Source organism: Mesorhizobium sp. BR1-1-3 (assembly GCF_020165455.1).
Classification (GTDB): domain Bacteria; phylum Pseudomonadota; class Alphaproteobacteria; order Rhizobiales; family Rhizobiaceae; genus Mesorhizobium; species Mesorhizobium ciceri.
Genome location: NZ_JAIUIC010000001.1, coordinates 486,373 through 503,658, shown reverse-complemented (window position 1 = coordinate 503,658; position 17,286 = coordinate 486,373). Strand labels below are relative to the sequence as shown.

Genomic DNA, 17,286 nt, shown 5'->3' with positions numbered 1-17,286 from the left:
AGCGATTCTCGATGCGGACCATCTGGCTGAGTTTTCTGCTTTACACGGCCGTGGCAGCCGCCTCTGGCCAGGCCTTGGCCGGCGAGACCCGCGCCAGACAGATCCTCGACCGCTTCGAGCATGCCAACCAATGGCGCGATCACGTCATGGTGGCTGCGCATCGCGCCGGCAGCATGCAGGCCGGCAAGACGCTCTACGCGGAAAATTCGATTGCCGCCGTGGAGGGCTCGATCGCCATGGGCGCCGAAATCGTCGAGGTCGACATCAGGCGCTCGAAGGACGGCGAGTTCGTGGTCATGCATGACAGCTGGCTCGACCGCACCACGACCTGCAAGGGCGAGGTGGTCAAATACACGCTGGCCGAACTGAAGACATGCCGGCTGGTGGTCGAGGGCACCGGTGCGGCGACAGGTGAAACAGTCTCGACGCTGCGCGAGATGCTGATGGCGACCAGAGACCGGATCCTCATCAACCTCGACAACAAGCTCGACGTCGGCGCCCTCCCGGGCATGATTGCGGTCGCTCGCGATCTCGGCATGGCCGAACAGGTCATCGTCAAGGAGAACCTGTGGAATTCACAACGGATCACCACGGTCAAGGCCGCCATGGATGCGATCGACGGCGGCTTCCAGTTCATGCCGATCATCGCTGATGACGCCGTGCATGACGCTCGTTTCGCAGAGGCGGTTGACCATGCCTTCTCGCTGCGCGATCGAGTTGATCAACTGGCGGGCAGGCGCCGAGACGCTGACCGAGACCGGCGGACCGCTGTTCAGCACGCGCATGCGCGCGGCTGCAGTCAGGGGCAATTGGCACATCTGGGCCGACACCTACGCCATCGCCAACAAACCGGGCGGCTTCCTCGCCGGCGGCCGCGGTGACGAACTGGCGGTGCAGGCCAGCCTGCCGCGCGAAAGCTGGGGTTTCTGGGCCGATCGCGGCGCCACCATCATCCAGACCGACGAGCCGAAGGCGGCAATCGACTGGCTGGCCGCGAATGGTTTTCGCGTGCCTTATGCCGACGAGGCGCGGCCGGTTGAGCCGGCGAATACGGCGAGCATCAATTAAGCGGCGGCTGACGCTGCCAATCTCCCTCACGAGGGGGGAGATTGGCTAGCTTCAAGCCGCTAGCGCCACGCCGTCCAGTTCGCTGAGCGCATCCTGTGGCAATTCCAGTTCAGCCGCAGCGAGGTTCTCCCTGAGATGCCCGACCGACGATGTGCCGGGGATCAGCAGGATGTTGGGCGCGCGGCGCAGCAGCCAGGCGAGCGCGACCTGCATTGGCGTGGCGCCGAGGCGCGCCGCGATTTCCGACAGGGTGGAGGATTGCAGCGGGTTGAAGCCGCCGAGCGGGAAGAACGGCACATAGGCGATGCCATCGCGGGCAAGATCGTCGATCAGGGCATCGTCGCCGCGATGCGCCAGATTGTACTGGTTCTGCACGCAGACGATCTCGGCGATCCCGCGTCCTTGCGCGATCTGCGCCGGCGTCACGTTGCTCAGCCCGATGTGCCTGACCAGACCCTGTTGTTGGAGCTCGGCCAGCACGGTGAGCGGCGCTTCGATCGATCCCTCGGCGGGGCCATGGGTATCGAACATGATGCGTAGGTTGACGACGTCGAGCACCTCGAGCCCGAGATTGCTGAGATTGTCGTGTACCGCCTGGGTGAGCGCTTCCGCGGAAAAGGCCGGCAGCCACGATCCATCCGCGCCGCGCCGGGCACCGATCTTGGTGACGATGACGAGATCTTGGGGGTAGGGCGCCAGCGCCTCGCGGATCAGCCGGTTGGTGACGTGCGGACCGTAGAAGTCGCTGGTATCGATATGGTCGACGCCTTGCGCAATCGCCTCGCGCAGCACGGCCAATGCCGCGTCATGATCCTTGGGCGGCCCGAACACGCCGGGTCCCGCGAGTTGCATGGCACCGTAGCCGAGCCGCTTCACGGTGCGGCTGCCAAGCTTGAAGGTGGCGGGGGCGAAGGTGCCGGATTGTTGGATGTTGGACATGATTGATCTCCTATGAGGAGGCAGAGATAGGCGCTGCCCAACCTCGTGATAATCCGGTACAATCCACACAGGCCGTGCGGAATGGCGAACAATGATGGACCTCAGCGATCTGAATGCTTTCGTGGCGGTGGCGCGCGCCGGCGGCTTTCGCGACGGCGCGCGTGCGAGCGGCGGCAGCGCCTCCGGCCTGAGTGAGGCGGTGCGTCGCCTGGAAGTGCAGCTCGGTGTCAGGCTGTTCAACCGCACGACGCGCAGCGTTGTCCCGACCGAGGCGGGCCTCAGCCTGCTGGAGCGGCTCGGCCCGGCGCTGTCGGAGGTGGAGGCGGCGCTGGACGTGGTGAACGGTTTTCGCGACAGGCCGGCGGGCTCGTTGCGTCTCAACGTGCCGGTCAGTGCTGCGCGGCTGATATTGCCCGATATCGTGCCGGGTTTCCTCGCCGCCTATCCCGGTATCCGGCTGGAGGTGATCGCCGACGAGAACTTCGTCGACGTGCTGGCGGCGGGCTGCGATGCCGGCGTCCGCTATGACGAGCGGCTGGAACAGGACATGATCGCGGTGCCGATCGGACCGCGCGTGCAGCGTTTCGCCACCGCCGCCAGCCCTGCCTATCTTGTTCGCCATGGGCGCCCGCAACACCCGAGCGACCTGCTTGGCCACTCCTGCGTGCGTGGGCGCTTTGCCAGCGGTGCGATGCTGCCGTGGGAATTCGAGCGAGACGGCGAGGTGGTGCGGGTCGATCCGACAGGCCCCTTGATCGTGCGGATCGGCGGGGCGACGGATCTTGCCGTCGACGCGGCCGTCGCCGGCACCGGCATCATCGGCCTCTTCGAGGGCTGGCTGCGCCCTTACTTCGACAGCGGCGCTCTTGAGCCCGTGCTCGAGCCGTGGTGGCAGAGTTTTCCCGGACCGTTTCTCTATTATCCCGGCCGGCGCCTGGTTCCGGCCCCGCTGCGGGCGTTCATCGACTATATCAAGGGCGGCAAGGCCTGACCTGTTTTCCGGCGCCGTCACCCCCACCCGGCGCTCCGCGCCGACCTCCCCATTGAGGGGAGGTAGGGCGCCGCGCTCTTCTACCTTCCCTCGATGGGAAGGTCGCGCCGTAGGCGTGGGTGGGGTGACTGCCGAGCCGCAAACAAAAAGGCCGCCCGGAGGCGGCCTTTTCGATTGTCTGAAGCTGCGAAGTGCTTAGCGCTTGGAAAACTGGAAGCTACGACGGGCCTTGGCCTTGCCGTACTTCTTGCGCTCGACGACGCGGCTGTCGCGGGTCAGGAAGCCGCCCTTCTTGAGCACGGCGCGCAGCGTCGGCTCGTAGTAGGTCAGTGCCTTGGAGATGCCGTGACGCACGGCGCCAGCCTGGCCGGAGAGACCGCCGCCGACGACTGTCGCGACGATGTCGTACTGGCCGGCGCGGTTGGAGGCGATGATCGGCTGGTTGAGGATCATCTGCAGGACCGGACGCGCGAAATAGGTCGCGAATTCCTTGTCGTTGATGATGATCTTGCCGGAACCCGGCTTCACCCAGACGCGCGCAATGGCGTTCTTGCGCTTGCCGGTGGCATAGGCGCGGCCCGACTTGTCGAGCTTCTGGACGTGGACGGGGGCCGCCGGCTGGGTATTGGTGTTGCCGGTGGCGGCGCCCAGTTCTGCGAGCGAGGAAAGCTCAGCCATCTTATGCGACCTTCTTGTTCTTGGCGTTCAGCTTGGCCACGTCGAGCACGACGGGCTGCTGGGCGACATGCGGATGCTCGGCGCCTGCATAGACGCGCAGGTTCTTCATCTGGCGACGGCCGAGCGGGCCACGCGGGACCATGCGCTCAACGGCCTTCTCGACGACACGCTCGGGGAAACGACCCTCGAGCAGCTGGCGCGCGGTGCGCTCCTTGATGCCGCCTGGGTGGCCGGTGTGCCAGTAATAGACCTTGTCGGTGAATTTCTTGCCGGTGAACACCACCTTGTCGGCATTGATGACGATGACGTTGTCGCCGTCGTCGACGTGCGGGGTGAAGGTCGGCTTGTGCTTGCCGCGGAGATGATTGGCGATGACAGTGGCCAGACGACCGACGACGAGACCTTCGGCGTCGATCAGGATCCACTTCTTCACCACATCCGCAGGCTTCTGCGAAAAGGTTGTCATGTTTTCTGCTCTCGGTTCTGACCTTCATAAGAGAAGGCGTTTCTTGTTGCTTGGATTGGCGAAAGGCGCTTGCCCGCCGCCAATAACAAAACGGCGGCCTTTGCGGGCCGCTGCTTCGTGGAGGCTTATAGGCGAGGGTGGTGACCGCGTCAAGGCGAACGAAAAGGTAGATATCAGGTAAAATGTAGCAAAAACAATAACTTGAACAAAAGGTATTATTTTACCACATCACCATTCCGCTTCGGCGGGATCGAATAGGTGCCGGTGGCATGCGCCACCGTGTGTCCGTCTGGGCCGGCAACGATGTCGATGTCGAACACCATCAGGCTCTTTCCCAGCTTCAGGATGCGGCAATGGCCGTCGATCGGTCCTGCCTCGGCCTTGCGCACGAAATTGATGTCGAGGTTGACGGTGACCGAAAGCGCATCCGGCCCGGCATGGCTGAGCACGCAGACGTAGCCGCCAATGTCGGCCAGCGTGAACAGCGAGGGGCCGGACACCGTGCCGCCGGGACGCAAATGCCTTTCGCCGGCGTTGAGCCGCACGGTGCAGCCGCCCGGGAACACGTCGATCGCCTCGAAATATTTGAACTGCTCATTGAGCTGCGGATAGACGGTTTCCATCAGCGCATTGACTTGTTGCGCGGTCAGCACGGGCTTGAGGTTGGTCTGGGCGGGCATGTCTTGGTCTCTCGCTTTGCGCCAGGCCTGTATGAGCGCAGCGCGGCATTTCTGACAACCTTCATCCCTTGGCGCAAGCGATCGGTGTTGGACGAAACCTGATCCGGTATTAGATAGTCTGGCAGCCCCAGCGGAATCGCGGAGAACCTTATCCATGGCCGAAATCCTTGCCATCAAGCCTGCGGCCGTTGAGGGTCCGGTGGTTGCACAACTGGACAAGGGCGTGCTGCGCCTCACACTCGCCAATCCGCCTGCCAACGCGCTGTCGCTGGCGGTGATGGCGGCGCTGACGGCCGAACTCGAGCGCGCCAGGGCCGACAAGGCCGTTCGCGTCATCGTCTTGTCGGCTGCCGGCAAGGTGTTCTGCGCCGGCCACGATCTCAAGGAAATGACCGCGCGCCGCACTGACGCCGATCATGGCAAGGCCTTTTTCGCAGAGACGTTTGCAGCTTGTGCGACGCTGATGCAGGCGATCGTGTGTCATCCAGTGCCTGTCATCGCCGAGGTTGACGGCCTGGCCACCGCCGCCGGGCTGCAACTGGTCGCCAGCTGCGACCTGGCGATCGCTTCGCATGAGGCGACCTTCTGTACGCCGGGTGTCAACATCGGCCTGTTCTGCTCGACGCCGATGGTGGCGCTGTCGCGCAACGTCTCGCGCAAGCATGCGATGGAGATGCTGTTGACCGGCGAGACAATCGATGCGGCAACCGCCAAGGAATTCGGCCTGGTCAACCGCGTCGTGCCGCGTGAATACCTGAATCAGATCGTCACCAAATACGCGCAAACCATTGCTTCCAAATCATCTTTGGTGGTCAAGACGGGCAAGGAGGCGTTTTACGCGCAGGCCGAAATGGGGCTGGCGGATGCTTACACCTATACCGGCCGGATCATGGTCGAAAACATGCTCGCGCGCGACGCCGAGGAAGGCATCGGCGCCTTCATCGGCAAGCGCAAGCCGGAATGGACGGACGAATAGGAGCAGCACCATGGAGCCGCGAATCTCTATCATTACCATCGCCACCGATGATCTGGACCGCGCGGTGCGCTTCTACGAGGCTATGGGCTTGAAGCGGCATGCCGGTATCACCGACGGTGTCGCCTTCTTCCAGATGGGCGGCGTCATTCTTGGTCTGTTCCCACGTGCCAGCGCAGAAGAGGATTCCGGCATCGCCTTCGCCGCGGCGCCATCGGCGGTCTACCTCGCCTACAACACCCGCTCCGACGCCGAAGTCGACGACGTGCTCGCCAGGGCGGAAAAAGCCGGCGGCCGCATCGTCAAGCCGGCCGGCCGCGCCTTCTGGGGCGGCTGGTACGGCTACTTCGCCGACGCCGACGGGCATGTCTGGGAAGTGGCGCACAATCCGGCCTTTCCGATCGCCGAAGACGGCACGATTTCGCTACCTGGCTGATGGCCCATCGCAAGCAGCTGACGCGGCTCAAGGCTCCCTATCTGAAGCGCATCCTGCTCGATGCCGTGCGGGTCGAGGATTGGGAAAAATATCCATGGAACCTGCCGCTGTTTCGCGGCCACGACTTCGAACTCGAATTCACCACGCCGATCACCATCATCGTCGGCGAGAACGGCACCGGCAAATCGACGCTGCTCGAGGCGATCGGTGCGCTGGCCGGCTATGACGAAGCCGGTGGCGGCAAGGGATATAGGCCGGTCGACCATTCCAGCGCCATCGACAAGAGTGGTGCCGCGCTGGCCAACGCATTCCGCGGTCACTGGCTGCCGAAAGTCACCGCCGGCTGGTTTTTTCGCGCCGAATCCTTCTACTCCGTGGCCCGATATCTCGATCAGGCGGCACTGGAAGACCCTTTCAGGCCCCCGCCGCCGGACTTCCTGTCCTGGTCGCATGGCGAGGGCTTTATCCGCTTTTTCGAGGAGCGCTGCCGCAGGCAAGGCATCTACATCCTCGACGAACCCGAAAGCGCGCTGTCTCCGTCGCGCCAGATCGAGCTGCTCAAGATGCTGCGGCGCATGGACCAGTCGGGCACCGCGCAAGTGATCATGGCGACGCATTCGCCGCTGCTGATGGCTTGTCCTGGCGCGCGGCTGTTCCGCATCAGCCGGTTCGGGCTCGATCCCACGGATTTCAGCGATACCGATCATTTTCGCATGATGCGCGACTTCTGCACCGATCCGCAGGCCTTTATGGAGGAAGCGCTGCGGGAGGATGACGCGTGAGCGCCGGCGACGATGATCTCAATTGGCGCGTCGAGCAGGCGTGCCGCGAAGGCTGGCCGGCGGCGACCGAGACGGTGGTTGATGGCTGGCTTCTACGGCGATCGGGCGGACGGATCCGGCGCACCAATTCGGCCAATCCCTTGCGCGGTAAGCGGGGCGTGCCTGATGCGGTCGTCGACGCCGCCGAGTCCTTCTACATCGGCCACGGCCAGACGCCCTTGTTTCGGGTTCCCGGCATCGCCGGCGAGCTCGAAGCCGCTCTCGACCATCGCGGCTACCAGCCGGAAGGCGGCACGATCCATCTCCATGCCGGGATCGGCGACCTGGCTGAATTTCGCGATGAGCAGGTCACCGTTTTGAAGGTGCCGGGCGAGGACTGGCTCGCGGCGCGGTTCCGCATGGGAGCCTTTGACGACGCCGACCGCCGCATCTTTCGCGAGATGACCGGGCTGATCGTCGGCGACCGGGCGTTCGTGTCCTGTACACGAGACAGCGAAATTGCCGCCTTGGCCTATGGCGTCATCCGCAATGGGCTGCTTGTGGTGGAATCGGTTGAAACCGACGGCCGTTTCAGGCAGCAAGGCCTGGGCCGCAAGACGGTGGGCGTCCTGATCGACTGGGCACGACAAACGGGTGCGTCAGCTGCATGCCTGCAGGTGGTGGCCGACAACACGCCGGCTCGCGCCCTCTACGCCTCGCTTGGGTTCAGCCGTGAACTTTACCGATACCACTACCGCAGGAAGCCGCATGAACCACGATAGCTACGACAACACTTACATTGCCGGCATCCTCAATTCGGTGAAGACCATCGCCATGGTCGGCGCGTCCGCCAATGATGTGCGGCCAAGCTATTTCGTGCTGAAATATCTGCTGGCCAAGGGATTTTCGGTGTTTCCGATCAATCCTGGCCAGGCCGGCAAGGAGATCCTCGGCCGGATGACCTATGCGAGGCTCGCCGATATTCCGGAGCCGATCGACATGGTCGACATCTTTCGCGCGCCGGCGGCGGTGCCCGGCATCGTCGACGAGGCGTTGCGGCTCGATCCCTTGCCGAAAGTGATCTGGATGCAGCTTGGCGTGCGCCATGACGAAGCAGCCGCGCGCGCCGAGGCCGCCGGCATCAAGGTGGTGATGAACCGCTGCCCCAAGATCGAATATGGCAAGCTGTCCGGCGAGATCGGTTGGACCGGCGTCAATTCCGGCGTGCTGTCGTCGAAGAAGCCGCTGATGCGGTCGGGATTCCAGAGTTTTGGCGTGCGGCAGAAGTAGTGCACGTCGCTCAAAAGTGCGCAGCGGTTTTGGGATAACGACGTGCACCAAAAGCAAGGCCTGACGCGCGATGCGCCTTAGGCGCAAAATTATTCCTTAGGCCAGCGCATTTTCTCGGGCCTCGGCCGCAGATCGCTAGCCGAAGGGTATTTTCTTCTTTGCATTCGCGCTCATGCTTCGCCAAGAATGCCCGGCGATTTCAAGAGTTTCAAAAGGGAGGTTTTCAGTGACCCGCACGCCAGGTTTCAACACGCTCGCCGTCCACGCCGGTGCCAAGCCCGATCCGGCGACCGGCGCGCGCGCCACGCCGATCTACCAGACGACCTCCTTCGTCTTCGATGATGCCGACCATGCCGCCTCGCTGTTCGGGCTGAAGGCCTTCGGCAACATCTACACCCGCATCATGAACCCGACCCAGGCGGTGCTGGAAGAGCGCATGGCGGCCCTTGAAGGCGGCACGGCGGCACTCGCGGTCGCCTCCGGCCATGCGGCGCAGGTGATCGTGTTCCACAATCTGATGCAGCCGGGCGACAATTTCGTCGCGGCCAACAAGCTTTACGGCGGTTCGATCAACCAATTCGGCCATGCCTTCAAGAATTATGGCTGGGAGGTGCGATGGGCCGACACCAACGATATCTCGACCTTCGAAAGCCAGATCGACGACAGGACCAAGGCGATCTTCATCGAGAGCCTCGCCAATCCGGCCGGCACCTTCGTCGACATCGAGAAGATCGGTGACATCGCCCGCAAGCATGGTCTGCCGCTGATCGTCGACAACACGCTGGCCTCGCCCTACCTCATCCGGCCGATCGAGCACGGCGCCGACATCGTCGTGCATTCGCTGACCAAGTTCATCGGCGGCCATGGCAACTCGATCGGCGGCGCCATCGTCGATGGCGGCACGTTCGACTGGTCGAAATCGGGCAAATACCCGATGCTGTCGGAACCGCGCCCTGAATATGGCGGCCTCGTTCTGCACGAAACCTTCGGCAATTTCGCCTTCGCCATTGCCGCGCGCGTGCTTGGCCTGCGCGACCTCGGCCCGGCGATCTCGCCGTTCAACGCATTCCTGATCCTGACCGGCCTGGAAACCTTGCCGCTGCGCATGCAGCGCCACTGCGATAACGCCGTGACGGTTGCTGCCTGGCTGTCCAATCATCCCAAGGTCGCGTCGGTGAACTACCCCGGCCTGCCCTCGGACAAGAACAATGCACTGCAGAAGAAGTACTCACCACTTGGCGCCGGCGCCGTGTTCACCTTCGCGCTGAAGGGCGGCTATGACGCCGGCGTCAAATTCGTCGAGGCGCTCGAACTGTTCTCGCATCTGGCCAATGTCGGCGACACCAAGTCTCTGGTCATCCACCCGGCCTCGACCACGCACCGCCAGCTATCCGACGAGCAGAAGGTCAAGGCTGGCGCAGGACCGGACACGGTGCGGCTGTCGATCGGCATCGAGGACGTCAACGACATCGTCGCCGACCTCGAACAGGCGCTCGCCAAGGTCTGATTCTTTTACCCTCCCCCTTGTGGGGAGGGTCGGCGCGCAGCGCCGGCGTGGGGGTGAGCCGGCGGATTGCCGGCTCTTTCATGGAGAACAAGTCTTGTCCGTGCACTACTTGACGATATCGACCGACAGCGTCGAACCCGAATCTGGCGCGCCGGCGCCGGATCGGCTGATCTCGGGCGATCCCAAATTCCGCACCTGGAATGTCGAGGAGCGGGAGGGCGGCCTCTACGCCGGCATCTGGGAATCGACCCCCGGCAAATGGCGCATCGCCTATGACGAATGGGAGTTCTGCCACATCCTGTCCGGCGTTTCGGTGGTGACGGAGGACGATGGGCAGGCGCGCACCGTCAAGGCCGGCGACAGTTTTGTGCTCAGGCCCGGCTTCAAGGGCAGCTGGGAAGTGCTTGAAACGACTCGCAAGGAGTATGTGATCAAGCTCTGATCGCTTTCATGAACAATAACAGCGGAGAGCTTGCGCTAGTTTGAAATTCCAGTACAATTAGGTATGGATGTATATAAAATAGCTGTCACTATTGCTTGTATATTTGCGGATGTCTGGATCATAAATTTTTGCATTTCAGTTGTGTTTCCAGCGATCAAATCAGGAATCTATCCTGCGCCCGGTAGGGTCTACCTGCGAGAAATGCACCCGAAGAGATTTTGGTTGGCGATAGTGTTCTTTCCAACGTTGGCGGTTTTTGCGGTGGCCTCGACGATACTGCTGGTATTTAGCATTTGAGGGAAAGTATCGGCCTCCAATAGAGGTTTCCCGCAAGAATCCGAATTTCATTGTCCCGGCTATCTCGGCTCCTCGGTCTGTCGCCAGCGTGCCGGTTTGTCTACTTCGCCGGAAACTGGCTAAGGCAGGCTTCCGAGGCCTTGTCGTGGAAAGTCAGCACGTCGGCGTCCTGCGCCTCGATGTCCGCGTCGGAGATCTCGTCGCGATAATACTGCGCCATGAGATCGAGTCCCTCCTGGCTGATGCCCTGCGTCGGCATCTCGCGGGCGAGGCAGCCGCACAGGGTGAGCGCACGGTCCGGTGATCCGATCTTGTGGTTGGTGAGAATGAAATCCTGCGCCGGACAGGCATCGAGAAAGCCGTCAAAACTCAACTTCTGCTGCGGCTGGTCGCCATGGTTGAAATAGGCTGGCGGCCATTGGTTCTTGCCGCTGGCGACATCGCAGCCGGTGCCGACATCCTTGGCACTGTTCTGGACGGCAAGCAGCGCCGTCCACTTTTCACCCGTCGGATATTCGAAGTTTTCTGCCAGCGACGCGGTGTACATGTCGAGATCGGCCTGCGTGAGGCTGGTTACCTGAAACCGGTTGAGCTGGCACTGGCATTCGGCGCTCACGCGCTCGGCTTCGCCCTCCGCCGGCTGCCCGTTGGATTTGCTTTTCTGGCAAGCCGCCAGGAAGGCCGCGCCGTCGAGCGACGAGGCCGGGAAGGCGGAGGCGTCGAGATAGCGCTTGCCGTCCCAGCCGATCGTCATCTGGTCGGACTGCATGTCAAGAAAACCGTTTCGCTTGAAGGCGCTGAGCCCGATCTTGTCCTGCGGCACCAGCCTCGCCCCCGGAATGTCGCCGAGAACCTCCTGGTAGCTGTCGCCTTCCAGGACAAACAGGAAGTTGCCGCAGTTGGTGCCATCACAGCCGGGCGCATGGCGATAGGCGAAAATCTCCGGAAAACCGTCGAGGTTGAGATCGACCTCGATGGCAAAGGATGTCGGCGGCAGGCCCTTCGACCCGGTCTGCCGCTCCAGCAGAACCGTCGCCATTTTCTGGGCGATGGCCATGCTGTTTTGCCACGGGATGTTTTCCGGCTGCTGCTGGGCGGCCGCGATCTCAGGGAATGCGCACGCCAGCGCCAGGGCAAACAACGTCGCCCGTATCGAAAACAATCTCATATCGCAGCCCCTGGCTCGCGATCGTCAGAAGCCGACGGCGAGCCTTTCCAGCCCATGGAAGTGATAAGTGTCGCGGAAGCTTGGGGTTTCGGCAAGATGCAGCTCTGGGTGGCGTTCGAACAGGGTTTTCAGCGACACCTGCAATTCGAGCCGGGCCAGCGGCGCACCGATACAGAAATGGATGCCGGCGCCGAAGGAGACGTTCTTTTGATCCGCACGATCGGGCCGGAAGGCTTGCGGTTCGGCGAAGGCGCGCGGATCGTGATTGGCCATCCCCAGCAGCAGCCCGATCGTCTGGCCCGGCTGCACGACAATGCCAGGCGCGACTTCGATCTCATGGTAGGCATAGCGCGTGAACATGTGCAGCGGCGCGTCGAAGCGCAGGCATTCCTCGACCGTTGCCGCCGTCGCTTCGGGTGAGCCGAAGAAGCGGCTGACATCGGCGCCTTGCATAAGGATCGAACGGACAGCGTTGCCGGTCTGATGCACTGTCGCTTCATGACCGGCATTGAGCAGCAGGATCGCCGAGGACACCATCTCGTCCTCCGACAGCTTTTTGCCGTCCTCCTGCGCCGAGATCAGCAGCGACAGCAGGTCGTCGCCAGGGTTCTTGCGTCGCTCGGTGACATGGAAACGCAGGAAATCGGCAAATTCGCCCGCGGCTCGGTTGGCCGTCTCTTCGATCGCGCGCGTGCGGCCATGCATGTACATGGCAACCATCTGGTGCGACCAGTCGAGCAGTTGCGGCCCCATGTCGACCGGCACACCGAGCATTTCGGCAATGATGGTGATCGGCAAGGGCGCCGCGAAGGCAGGCAACAGGTCGACCGTCTTGCCTGGTTCGAAACGGTCGATCAGCTCGTTGGCCAAAGCCTCGACACGCGGCCGCAGCCGTTCGACCTGACGCGAGACGAAGGCGCGGTTGACCAGTGTTCTCAGCCGCGTGTGCACCGGCGGCTCCAGTTCCAGCATCGAATTGGCTTCGACGCCGTCGAAGGCCCTGAGATGGCTGCGGTCCTGTCCGATGCCGCGACTGTGTGGAATGCCGGCCGGATTCTGGCGGCCGAAACGGCGGTCGCGCAGCAGCCGGTTGACGTCGTCGAAACCGCCAAAGCACCAGAAGCCGAATTCTTCCCAGAAGAATGCATTCGATACGCCGTGGAGGAAAGCATAGGCATCATAAGGGTTTTGAAAAAAAGCCGGCTCGTGCGGGTCGAGCCGCAGATGTCGAGTGGCTGGATCAAAGGCCAGGGCGGGTGGCGTCAATTTGCTCATGCCAGACCAATAGCGCGGCTTGCCAGCCTGATTCCAGACCGTATGTTGGCGCCCGCAATCCAATACGTTGAGCCAGCCGACCGGCTGCGGAAAGTCTGATTTGATGAAGGTGATCGTTGTCGGTGCGGGTATTGTCGGCCTCTCGACGGCGTGGTCGCTGGTCAAGGCGGGTCACAGCGTTTCCATCGTCGAGCAGGGGCCGATCCCGAACCCGCTGGCCGCGTCGGGCGACCATCATCGCATCATCCGCCGCGCCTATCGCGCGGGGACCGGCTACGGCCGGCTGATCACCGAAGCCTACCAGGCCTGGGACGAGATGTGGGCCGATCTCGGCGAAAGCCACCTCGATCCCAGAGGATTTGTCTGCATTTCGCGCGAGCCCGGCGACGAGGCCGAGGAATATCGCGAGGGCCTGGAAGAAGGCAATTTTCCGTTCGAACTGCTGGAGCCCGATGCAGCCGTGAAACGCTGGCCGTTTCTGGAAGCCGGCTCGTTTCGCTACGCCTATTTCTCGACCGAAGGCGGCGCCCTGCATTGCCGCAAGATCGCGTCCGGCCTGGCAAAGTGGCTGCGCGCCAACGGCGCCAATGTCTACGAAAACAGCAAGGTGGTCGAGGTCGACGCCGAAGCCGGCCACATCGTGCTCGAAAGCGGCTCGACGATGCAGGCCGACCGCATCGTCGTCGCCGCCGGCGCCTGGGTGCTAAAACTGTTTCCAGAACTGGATGGAGAATTGAAGACCTATCGAACCGCACTTGCCTATGTCGAACCGCCGGCCGACCTCAAGGCGGCCTGGCAGGCGGCACCGGTCGTGCTCGATGTCGGCGGCGCGATCGACGGCTATGTGATCCCGCCCTCCGGCGGCGCCGGCATGAAGTTCGGGTCCGGGCTGCACAAGGTGCCGACCAGCGACGCCGATTGGAACCGCGAGCCGGTGGCGGGCGAGGGCGAGGCGATCCGCAACCTGTTTTCGCCGCCGATCGCCCGCATCGAAGAGTATCAGGTGACCGAAGTCGTCACCTGCGCCTACACTTTCACATCAGACGAAAAATTCATGGCGCATGAAAAGGGCAAATGCCTTGTTGTCTCGGCATGCTCCGGCCACGGCTACAAGTTCGGCGCTGCGGTCGGCAGGCGCGTTGCCGCTGCTGTCGGCGATGGGGATATCGCCGGTCTGAAGGCATGGCTGCGGGCGGAGGTCGCCTGAAACACGAGGCCAAATCCGCAGCGGTTCAATGATTGAGTTCGTCTGCGGCGGCAATGACTTCGGACACAATCGCCCGCACGTCATCCAAGGTCGTCCTGTGATTGACGAAACACGCCCGCAGCGCGAACTGACCGCTGATCGTTGCATTCGACAGATACACGCGGCCGCGCGCGATCACGCGGCGCAGGATCGCTTCGTTGTCCTTAGAGCGGTGACGGAAACAGACCGCGCTTAGCGATACCGGCGCAAGCTGCTCAAGCTCCGGCTGTGAAGCGATTGCCTGTACCAGCATCTGGGCATGGTAGAGATCGCGCGCGATGGCTTCGCGATAGGCACGGCGCCCGTGATACTGCAGCGACATCCAGAGCTTCAGCGCACGGAAGCGCCGAGACAGTTCGATCGACTCTTCAAAGAATGCAAATGCTTCCGTTGGGTCTTCGCTCAATATCCTGACGTAGTCGTCGCTGTGCGAGAAAGTCGTGCGCGCAATGTCTGGGTGGCGATTGAGCAGGCAGCCGCAATCGAGTGGCTGATAGAGCCATTTGTGCGCATCGAGCGACAGCGAATCCGCCAAAGACAGTCCCTGGAACTTTTCCGGGACGGTCAGGGCCGCCAGTCCCCCATAGGCCCCATCGACATGCATCCACAACGCTTCCCTGCGGGCAATGTCTGCGATTTCGGGAAGGGGATCGATCGCACCGGAGATGATGGTGCCGGCCGTGGCCACGATGGCGATGGGCATGTTGCCGATGCCGCGGTCGGCTGCAATAGCTGCCTGGAGGGCATCCGTCCGCATCCTGAATTTGTCGTCGACAGGGATCAAACGGAGATTTTTTCTACCGATCCCCAACAGCGCGACGGCCTTGGGAATGGACATGTGCACTTGCTCGGAAGCATAGATCACGCACGGTCGCACGCCTGTTTCGTTGGCTGGCAGCTTCGCTTCCCGCGCCATCGCCAGGGCCATGAGGTTCGCCGTCGAGCCGCCGCCGCACAGGCTGCCTGTAAATCCGGGGCAACCGACAGCCTCCGCCAACCATTCGACGACGGCGCGTTCGATCGATGTCGCAGCCGGTGCCGAGCGCCACGACGTCACATTCTGATTGAGCACCGCAGCCAGCAATTCCCCCAGCGCGCCGATCGGTTCGCCGGAGCCGACGACATAACCGAAGAACCTGCCGGTTGAAGGCCGCACATGCTCCGCTATCGACTTGAAATCCTGCAAGACTTCCCGACCACGACCGCTCTCCTGCCAAGGCCGCGAGAAGAGTTCCGTCGTCTGTTTGCCGCTGGTCGTGGGATACGTCCGACGTTCCTCGAGGGAGGCCCAATAAGCTTTGGCAAGCGCCAAGGCTTCTTCGGCAAGGTCTGACAATTCCTGATTGGAAATTTCCAGGTCGCGCATGCCCTCAGCCCAACGGAGATCCGCTGCGAAGCAGGGTACGCCATGCGCGCTAATCCTGGCAATGCCTGGGAATATGCACCCGCCGCCAACTGGATGAGCCTTCCCGGACCAACACACGACGCGCGACGGCCTGGTAGGAGGCGGGGACATCGATGACGCGCCTTTGTTCCGGCCGCACCAGCACCTCCTCGGCGATGCTGTCATATTGTGCGGGAATGACGACGCGCCGCGTGCGTTCTGGCCGGATCACGACGGTCTCTGCGACGCGTTCGTAGCGCGCCTTGTGCCATACCTTGCACAGCACCTTGCGGCCATGGATGACGCGCCATTCCCAGGAATAGCCGCCGCCATCGACCCGGACCGTACGATAGACGGTGCGGGTGACGGCCGGTACGATCTGGTAGGTCACTTGCGCCGGAACGGTCATCACGACGCGCTCGCGCGTGCCAAAGATAGGGGCGATATAGTCGACCTGCTGACCGGGCGGACTGATCATCACGTCTTCATAGACCGTGTCATAGACGGCCGGACTGCGGACCGGCTCATAACATTCGACGGCGCGGCCGCCGGCCGCCGTCTGCGAAATCGTGCCGAGCACGGTCAGGCCGGGCAATGGTGAAGCATGCGGTTTTCCCGGGCATGACACTCCCCCTGTTGAACTCTATGCATAAGTTCAACGTTGAATTGTAGAGGAAGCCGTCTCGGAAAAAAGCGGTTTCGGCGCATTTCGTTAAGTGACGCGGTTAAGAAACTGCTACGTTGCGGGGCCGGCGATGCGGCTCCGGACCCGCGGAAGCATCCGCCGCCGCGAATCCTTGGTCAGAAAGCTTGATTCGACTTACCCAGATGGCTAGGAGGGGTCGGCCTTGCACAAGGATGAGCCGGCATCCTATTTACGGAATAACGATCCAGAACCGATTCTGCCCGATCTGCCTGCATTGCCGGCGCCGGAATCCCACCGCGAGATAAGAGACAACGAATGAAGAACCCCGTCGAAACCTACATGAACCTCGTTCCGATGGTGGTCGAACAGACCAATCGCGGCGAGCGGGCCTACGACATTTTCTCGCGCCTCCTCAAAGAGCGCATCATTTTCATCACCGGTCCGGTCGAGGACGGCATGGCGACGCTGGTCTGCGCGCAGCTTTTGTTCCTCGAAGCCGAGAATCCGAAGAAGGAAATCAACCTCTACATCAATTCGCCGGGCGGCGTCGTCACCTCGGGCATGGCGATCTACGACACCATGCAGTTCATCAAGCCGGCCGTGTCGACGCTCTGCATCGGCCAGGCGGCTTCGATGGGTTCGCTGCTCCTGACTGCCGGTCACAAGGACATGCGCTTTGCCACGCCGAACGCCCGCATCATGGTTCACCAGCCTTCCGGCGGCTTTCAGGGCCAGGCGTCCGACATCGAGCGCCATGCCCTGGATATCATCAAGCTGAAGCGTCGCCTCAACGAGGTCTACGTCAAGCACACCGGCAAGAGCTATGAAGAGATCGAGAAAACGCTCGACCGCGACCATTTCATGACCGCCGACGAAGCCAAGGATTTCGGCCTCATCGACAAGGTCATTTCGTCGCGCGAGGCGGCCGAAGGGGCGCTGGCATAAAGGCAAGTTGGCAGTTGGATGGCACCATCACGCGCTTTTGGCGCGTCTTGCGGCATTTCGGCCACAATTGGCTGTTCCCTCGGGGGACAGGATT

18 protein-coding genes and 1 pseudogene are annotated in these 17,286 nt (G+C 62.5%); 11 read left to right on the top strand and 8 right to left on the bottom strand.

Going from position 1 to position 17,286, the window contains the following annotated elements:
* Window positions 1-11 precede the first annotated feature (11 nt).
* Window positions 12-1,068: pseudogene (locus LB559_RS02530) on the top strand (glycerophosphodiester phosphodiesterase family protein).
* A 51-nt stretch (window positions 1,069-1,119) separates the two neighbouring features.
* Here the strand turns inward: LB559_RS02530 and LB559_RS02525 are convergent.
* Window positions 1,120-2,007, bottom strand: a complete 888-nt coding sequence (locus LB559_RS02525; protein WP_027162403.1) for an aldo/keto reductase family oxidoreductase — start codon at window positions 2,005-2,007, stop codon at window positions 1,120-1,122.
* 91 nt (window positions 2,008-2,098) lie between these two features.
* Here LB559_RS02525 and LB559_RS02520 point away from each other — a divergent pair, with 91 nt between their 5' ends.
* Complete coding sequence (locus LB559_RS02520) at window positions 2,099-2,998, top strand: LysR family transcriptional regulator (RefSeq protein WP_224672967.1); 900 nt, start codon at window positions 2,099-2,101, stop codon at window positions 2,996-2,998.
* 195 nt (window positions 2,999-3,193) lie between these two features.
* Here LB559_RS02520 and rpsI read toward each other — a convergent pair whose 3' ends face one another.
* The 3 genes from rpsI to LB559_RS02505 all read right to left on the bottom strand — a co-directional run bounded on the left by rpsI (window position 3,194) and on the right by LB559_RS02505 (window position 4,822).
* On the bottom strand, window positions 3,194-3,676 hold the full coding sequence (rpsI, locus tag LB559_RS02515) for a 30S ribosomal protein S9 (RefSeq protein ID WP_013532206.1): 483 nt from the start codon (window positions 3,674-3,676) through the stop codon (window positions 3,194-3,196).
* Window position 3,677: 1 nt separating this feature from the next.
* The gene (rplM, locus tag LB559_RS02510; protein ID WP_013532205.1) at window positions 3,678-4,142 is read right to left on the bottom strand and encodes a 50S ribosomal protein L13; all 465 of its coding nucleotides are present in this window, start codon (window positions 4,140-4,142) and stop codon (window positions 3,678-3,680) included.
* A gap of 215 nt (window positions 4,143-4,357) precedes the next feature.
* A complete protein-coding gene (locus tag LB559_RS02505) occupies window positions 4,358-4,822 on the bottom strand; it encodes a PaaI family thioesterase (RefSeq protein WP_027162402.1) in 465 nt (154 codons plus the stop codon).
* Window positions 4,823-4,976: 154 nt separating this feature from the next.
* On the opposite strand from LB559_RS02505, the gene LB559_RS02500 reads away from it, so the two are divergent.
* From LB559_RS02500 to LB559_RS02470, 7 genes are all read left to right on the top strand, one after another.
* Window positions 4,977-5,798 carry an enoyl-CoA hydratase gene (locus LB559_RS02500; protein ID WP_224672966.1) on the top strand — a complete coding sequence of 274 codons (822 nt, stop codon included), beginning with the start codon at window positions 4,977-4,979 and terminating at the stop codon, window positions 5,796-5,798.
* A 10-nt stretch (window positions 5,799-5,808) separates the two neighbouring features.
* Window positions 5,809-6,231, top strand: coding sequence for a VOC family protein (locus LB559_RS02495; RefSeq protein ID WP_027162400.1), 423 nt, complete (start codon window positions 5,809-5,811; stop codon window positions 6,229-6,231).
* Window positions 6,231-7,013 (top strand): AAA family ATPase, encoded by a 783-nt coding sequence (locus LB559_RS02490; protein WP_224672965.1) that lies wholly within the window; start codon window positions 6,231-6,233, stop codon window positions 7,011-7,013. The genes LB559_RS02495 and LB559_RS02490 overlap by 1 nt, the downstream gene beginning before the upstream one ends.
* Entirely contained in the window at window positions 7,010-7,774 is a 765-nt protein-coding gene (locus LB559_RS32980; RefSeq protein WP_224672964.1) for a GNAT family N-acetyltransferase, read from the top strand. Before LB559_RS02490 ends, LB559_RS32980 begins: the two co-directional genes overlap by 4 nt.
* Window positions 7,761-8,282: a CoA-binding protein gene (locus LB559_RS02480; protein WP_024504599.1), complete on the top strand. Its 522-nt coding sequence runs from the start codon at window positions 7,761-7,763 to the stop codon at window positions 8,280-8,282. The genes LB559_RS32980 and LB559_RS02480 overlap by 14 nt, the downstream gene beginning before the upstream one ends.
* A 226-nt stretch (window positions 8,283-8,508) precedes the next feature.
* The gene (locus LB559_RS02475; protein WP_224672963.1) at window positions 8,509-9,789 is read left to right on the top strand and encodes an O-acetylhomoserine aminocarboxypropyltransferase; all 1,281 of its coding nucleotides are present in this window, start codon (window positions 8,509-8,511) and stop codon (window positions 9,787-9,789) included.
* A 94-nt stretch (window positions 9,790-9,883) separates the two neighbouring features.
* The gene (locus LB559_RS02470; protein WP_127369502.1) at window positions 9,884-10,231 is read left to right on the top strand and encodes a cupin domain-containing protein; all 348 of its coding nucleotides are present in this window, start codon (window positions 9,884-9,886) and stop codon (window positions 10,229-10,231) included.
* Window positions 10,232-10,628: 397 nt separating this feature from the next.
* Here the strand turns inward: LB559_RS02470 and LB559_RS02465 are convergent, their stop codons facing one another.
* Both LB559_RS02465 and LB559_RS02460 read right to left on the bottom strand, forming a co-directional pair.
* A complete protein-coding gene (locus LB559_RS02465) occupies window positions 10,629-11,696 on the bottom strand; it encodes a hypothetical protein (protein WP_224672962.1) in 1,068 nt (355 codons plus the stop codon).
* A gap of 24 nt (window positions 11,697-11,720) precedes the next feature.
* Window positions 11,721-12,971 (bottom strand): cytochrome P450, encoded by a 1,251-nt coding sequence (locus LB559_RS02460; protein WP_224672961.1) that lies wholly within the window; start codon window positions 12,969-12,971, stop codon window positions 11,721-11,723.
* Between the two features lie 103 nt (window positions 12,972-13,074).
* On the opposite strand from LB559_RS02460, the gene LB559_RS02455 reads away from it, so the two are divergent.
* Entirely contained in the window at window positions 13,075-14,178 is a 1,104-nt protein-coding gene (locus LB559_RS02455; protein WP_224672960.1) for an NAD(P)/FAD-dependent oxidoreductase, read from the top strand.
* A gap of 25 nt (window positions 14,179-14,203) precedes the next feature.
* Here the strand turns inward: LB559_RS02455 and LB559_RS02450 are convergent, their stop codons facing one another.
* Window positions 14,204-15,583 carry a pyridoxal phosphate-dependent decarboxylase family protein gene (locus tag LB559_RS02450; protein WP_224672959.1) on the bottom strand — a complete coding sequence of 460 codons (1,380 nt, stop codon included), beginning with the start codon at window positions 15,581-15,583 and terminating at the stop codon, window positions 14,204-14,206.
* Between the two features lie 49 nt (window positions 15,584-15,632).
* A complete protein-coding gene (locus LB559_RS02445; RefSeq protein WP_224672958.1) occupies window positions 15,633-16,196 on the bottom strand; it encodes a hypothetical protein in 564 nt (187 codons plus the stop codon).
* Between the two features lie 366 nt (window positions 16,197-16,562).
* Here LB559_RS02445 and clpP point away from each other — a divergent pair, with 366 nt between their 5' ends.
* Window positions 16,563-17,192, top strand: a complete 630-nt coding sequence (clpP, locus tag LB559_RS02440; RefSeq protein WP_013532191.1) for an ATP-dependent Clp endopeptidase proteolytic subunit ClpP — start codon at window positions 16,563-16,565, stop codon at window positions 17,190-17,192.
* Window positions 17,193-17,286: the final 94 nt, after the last annotated feature.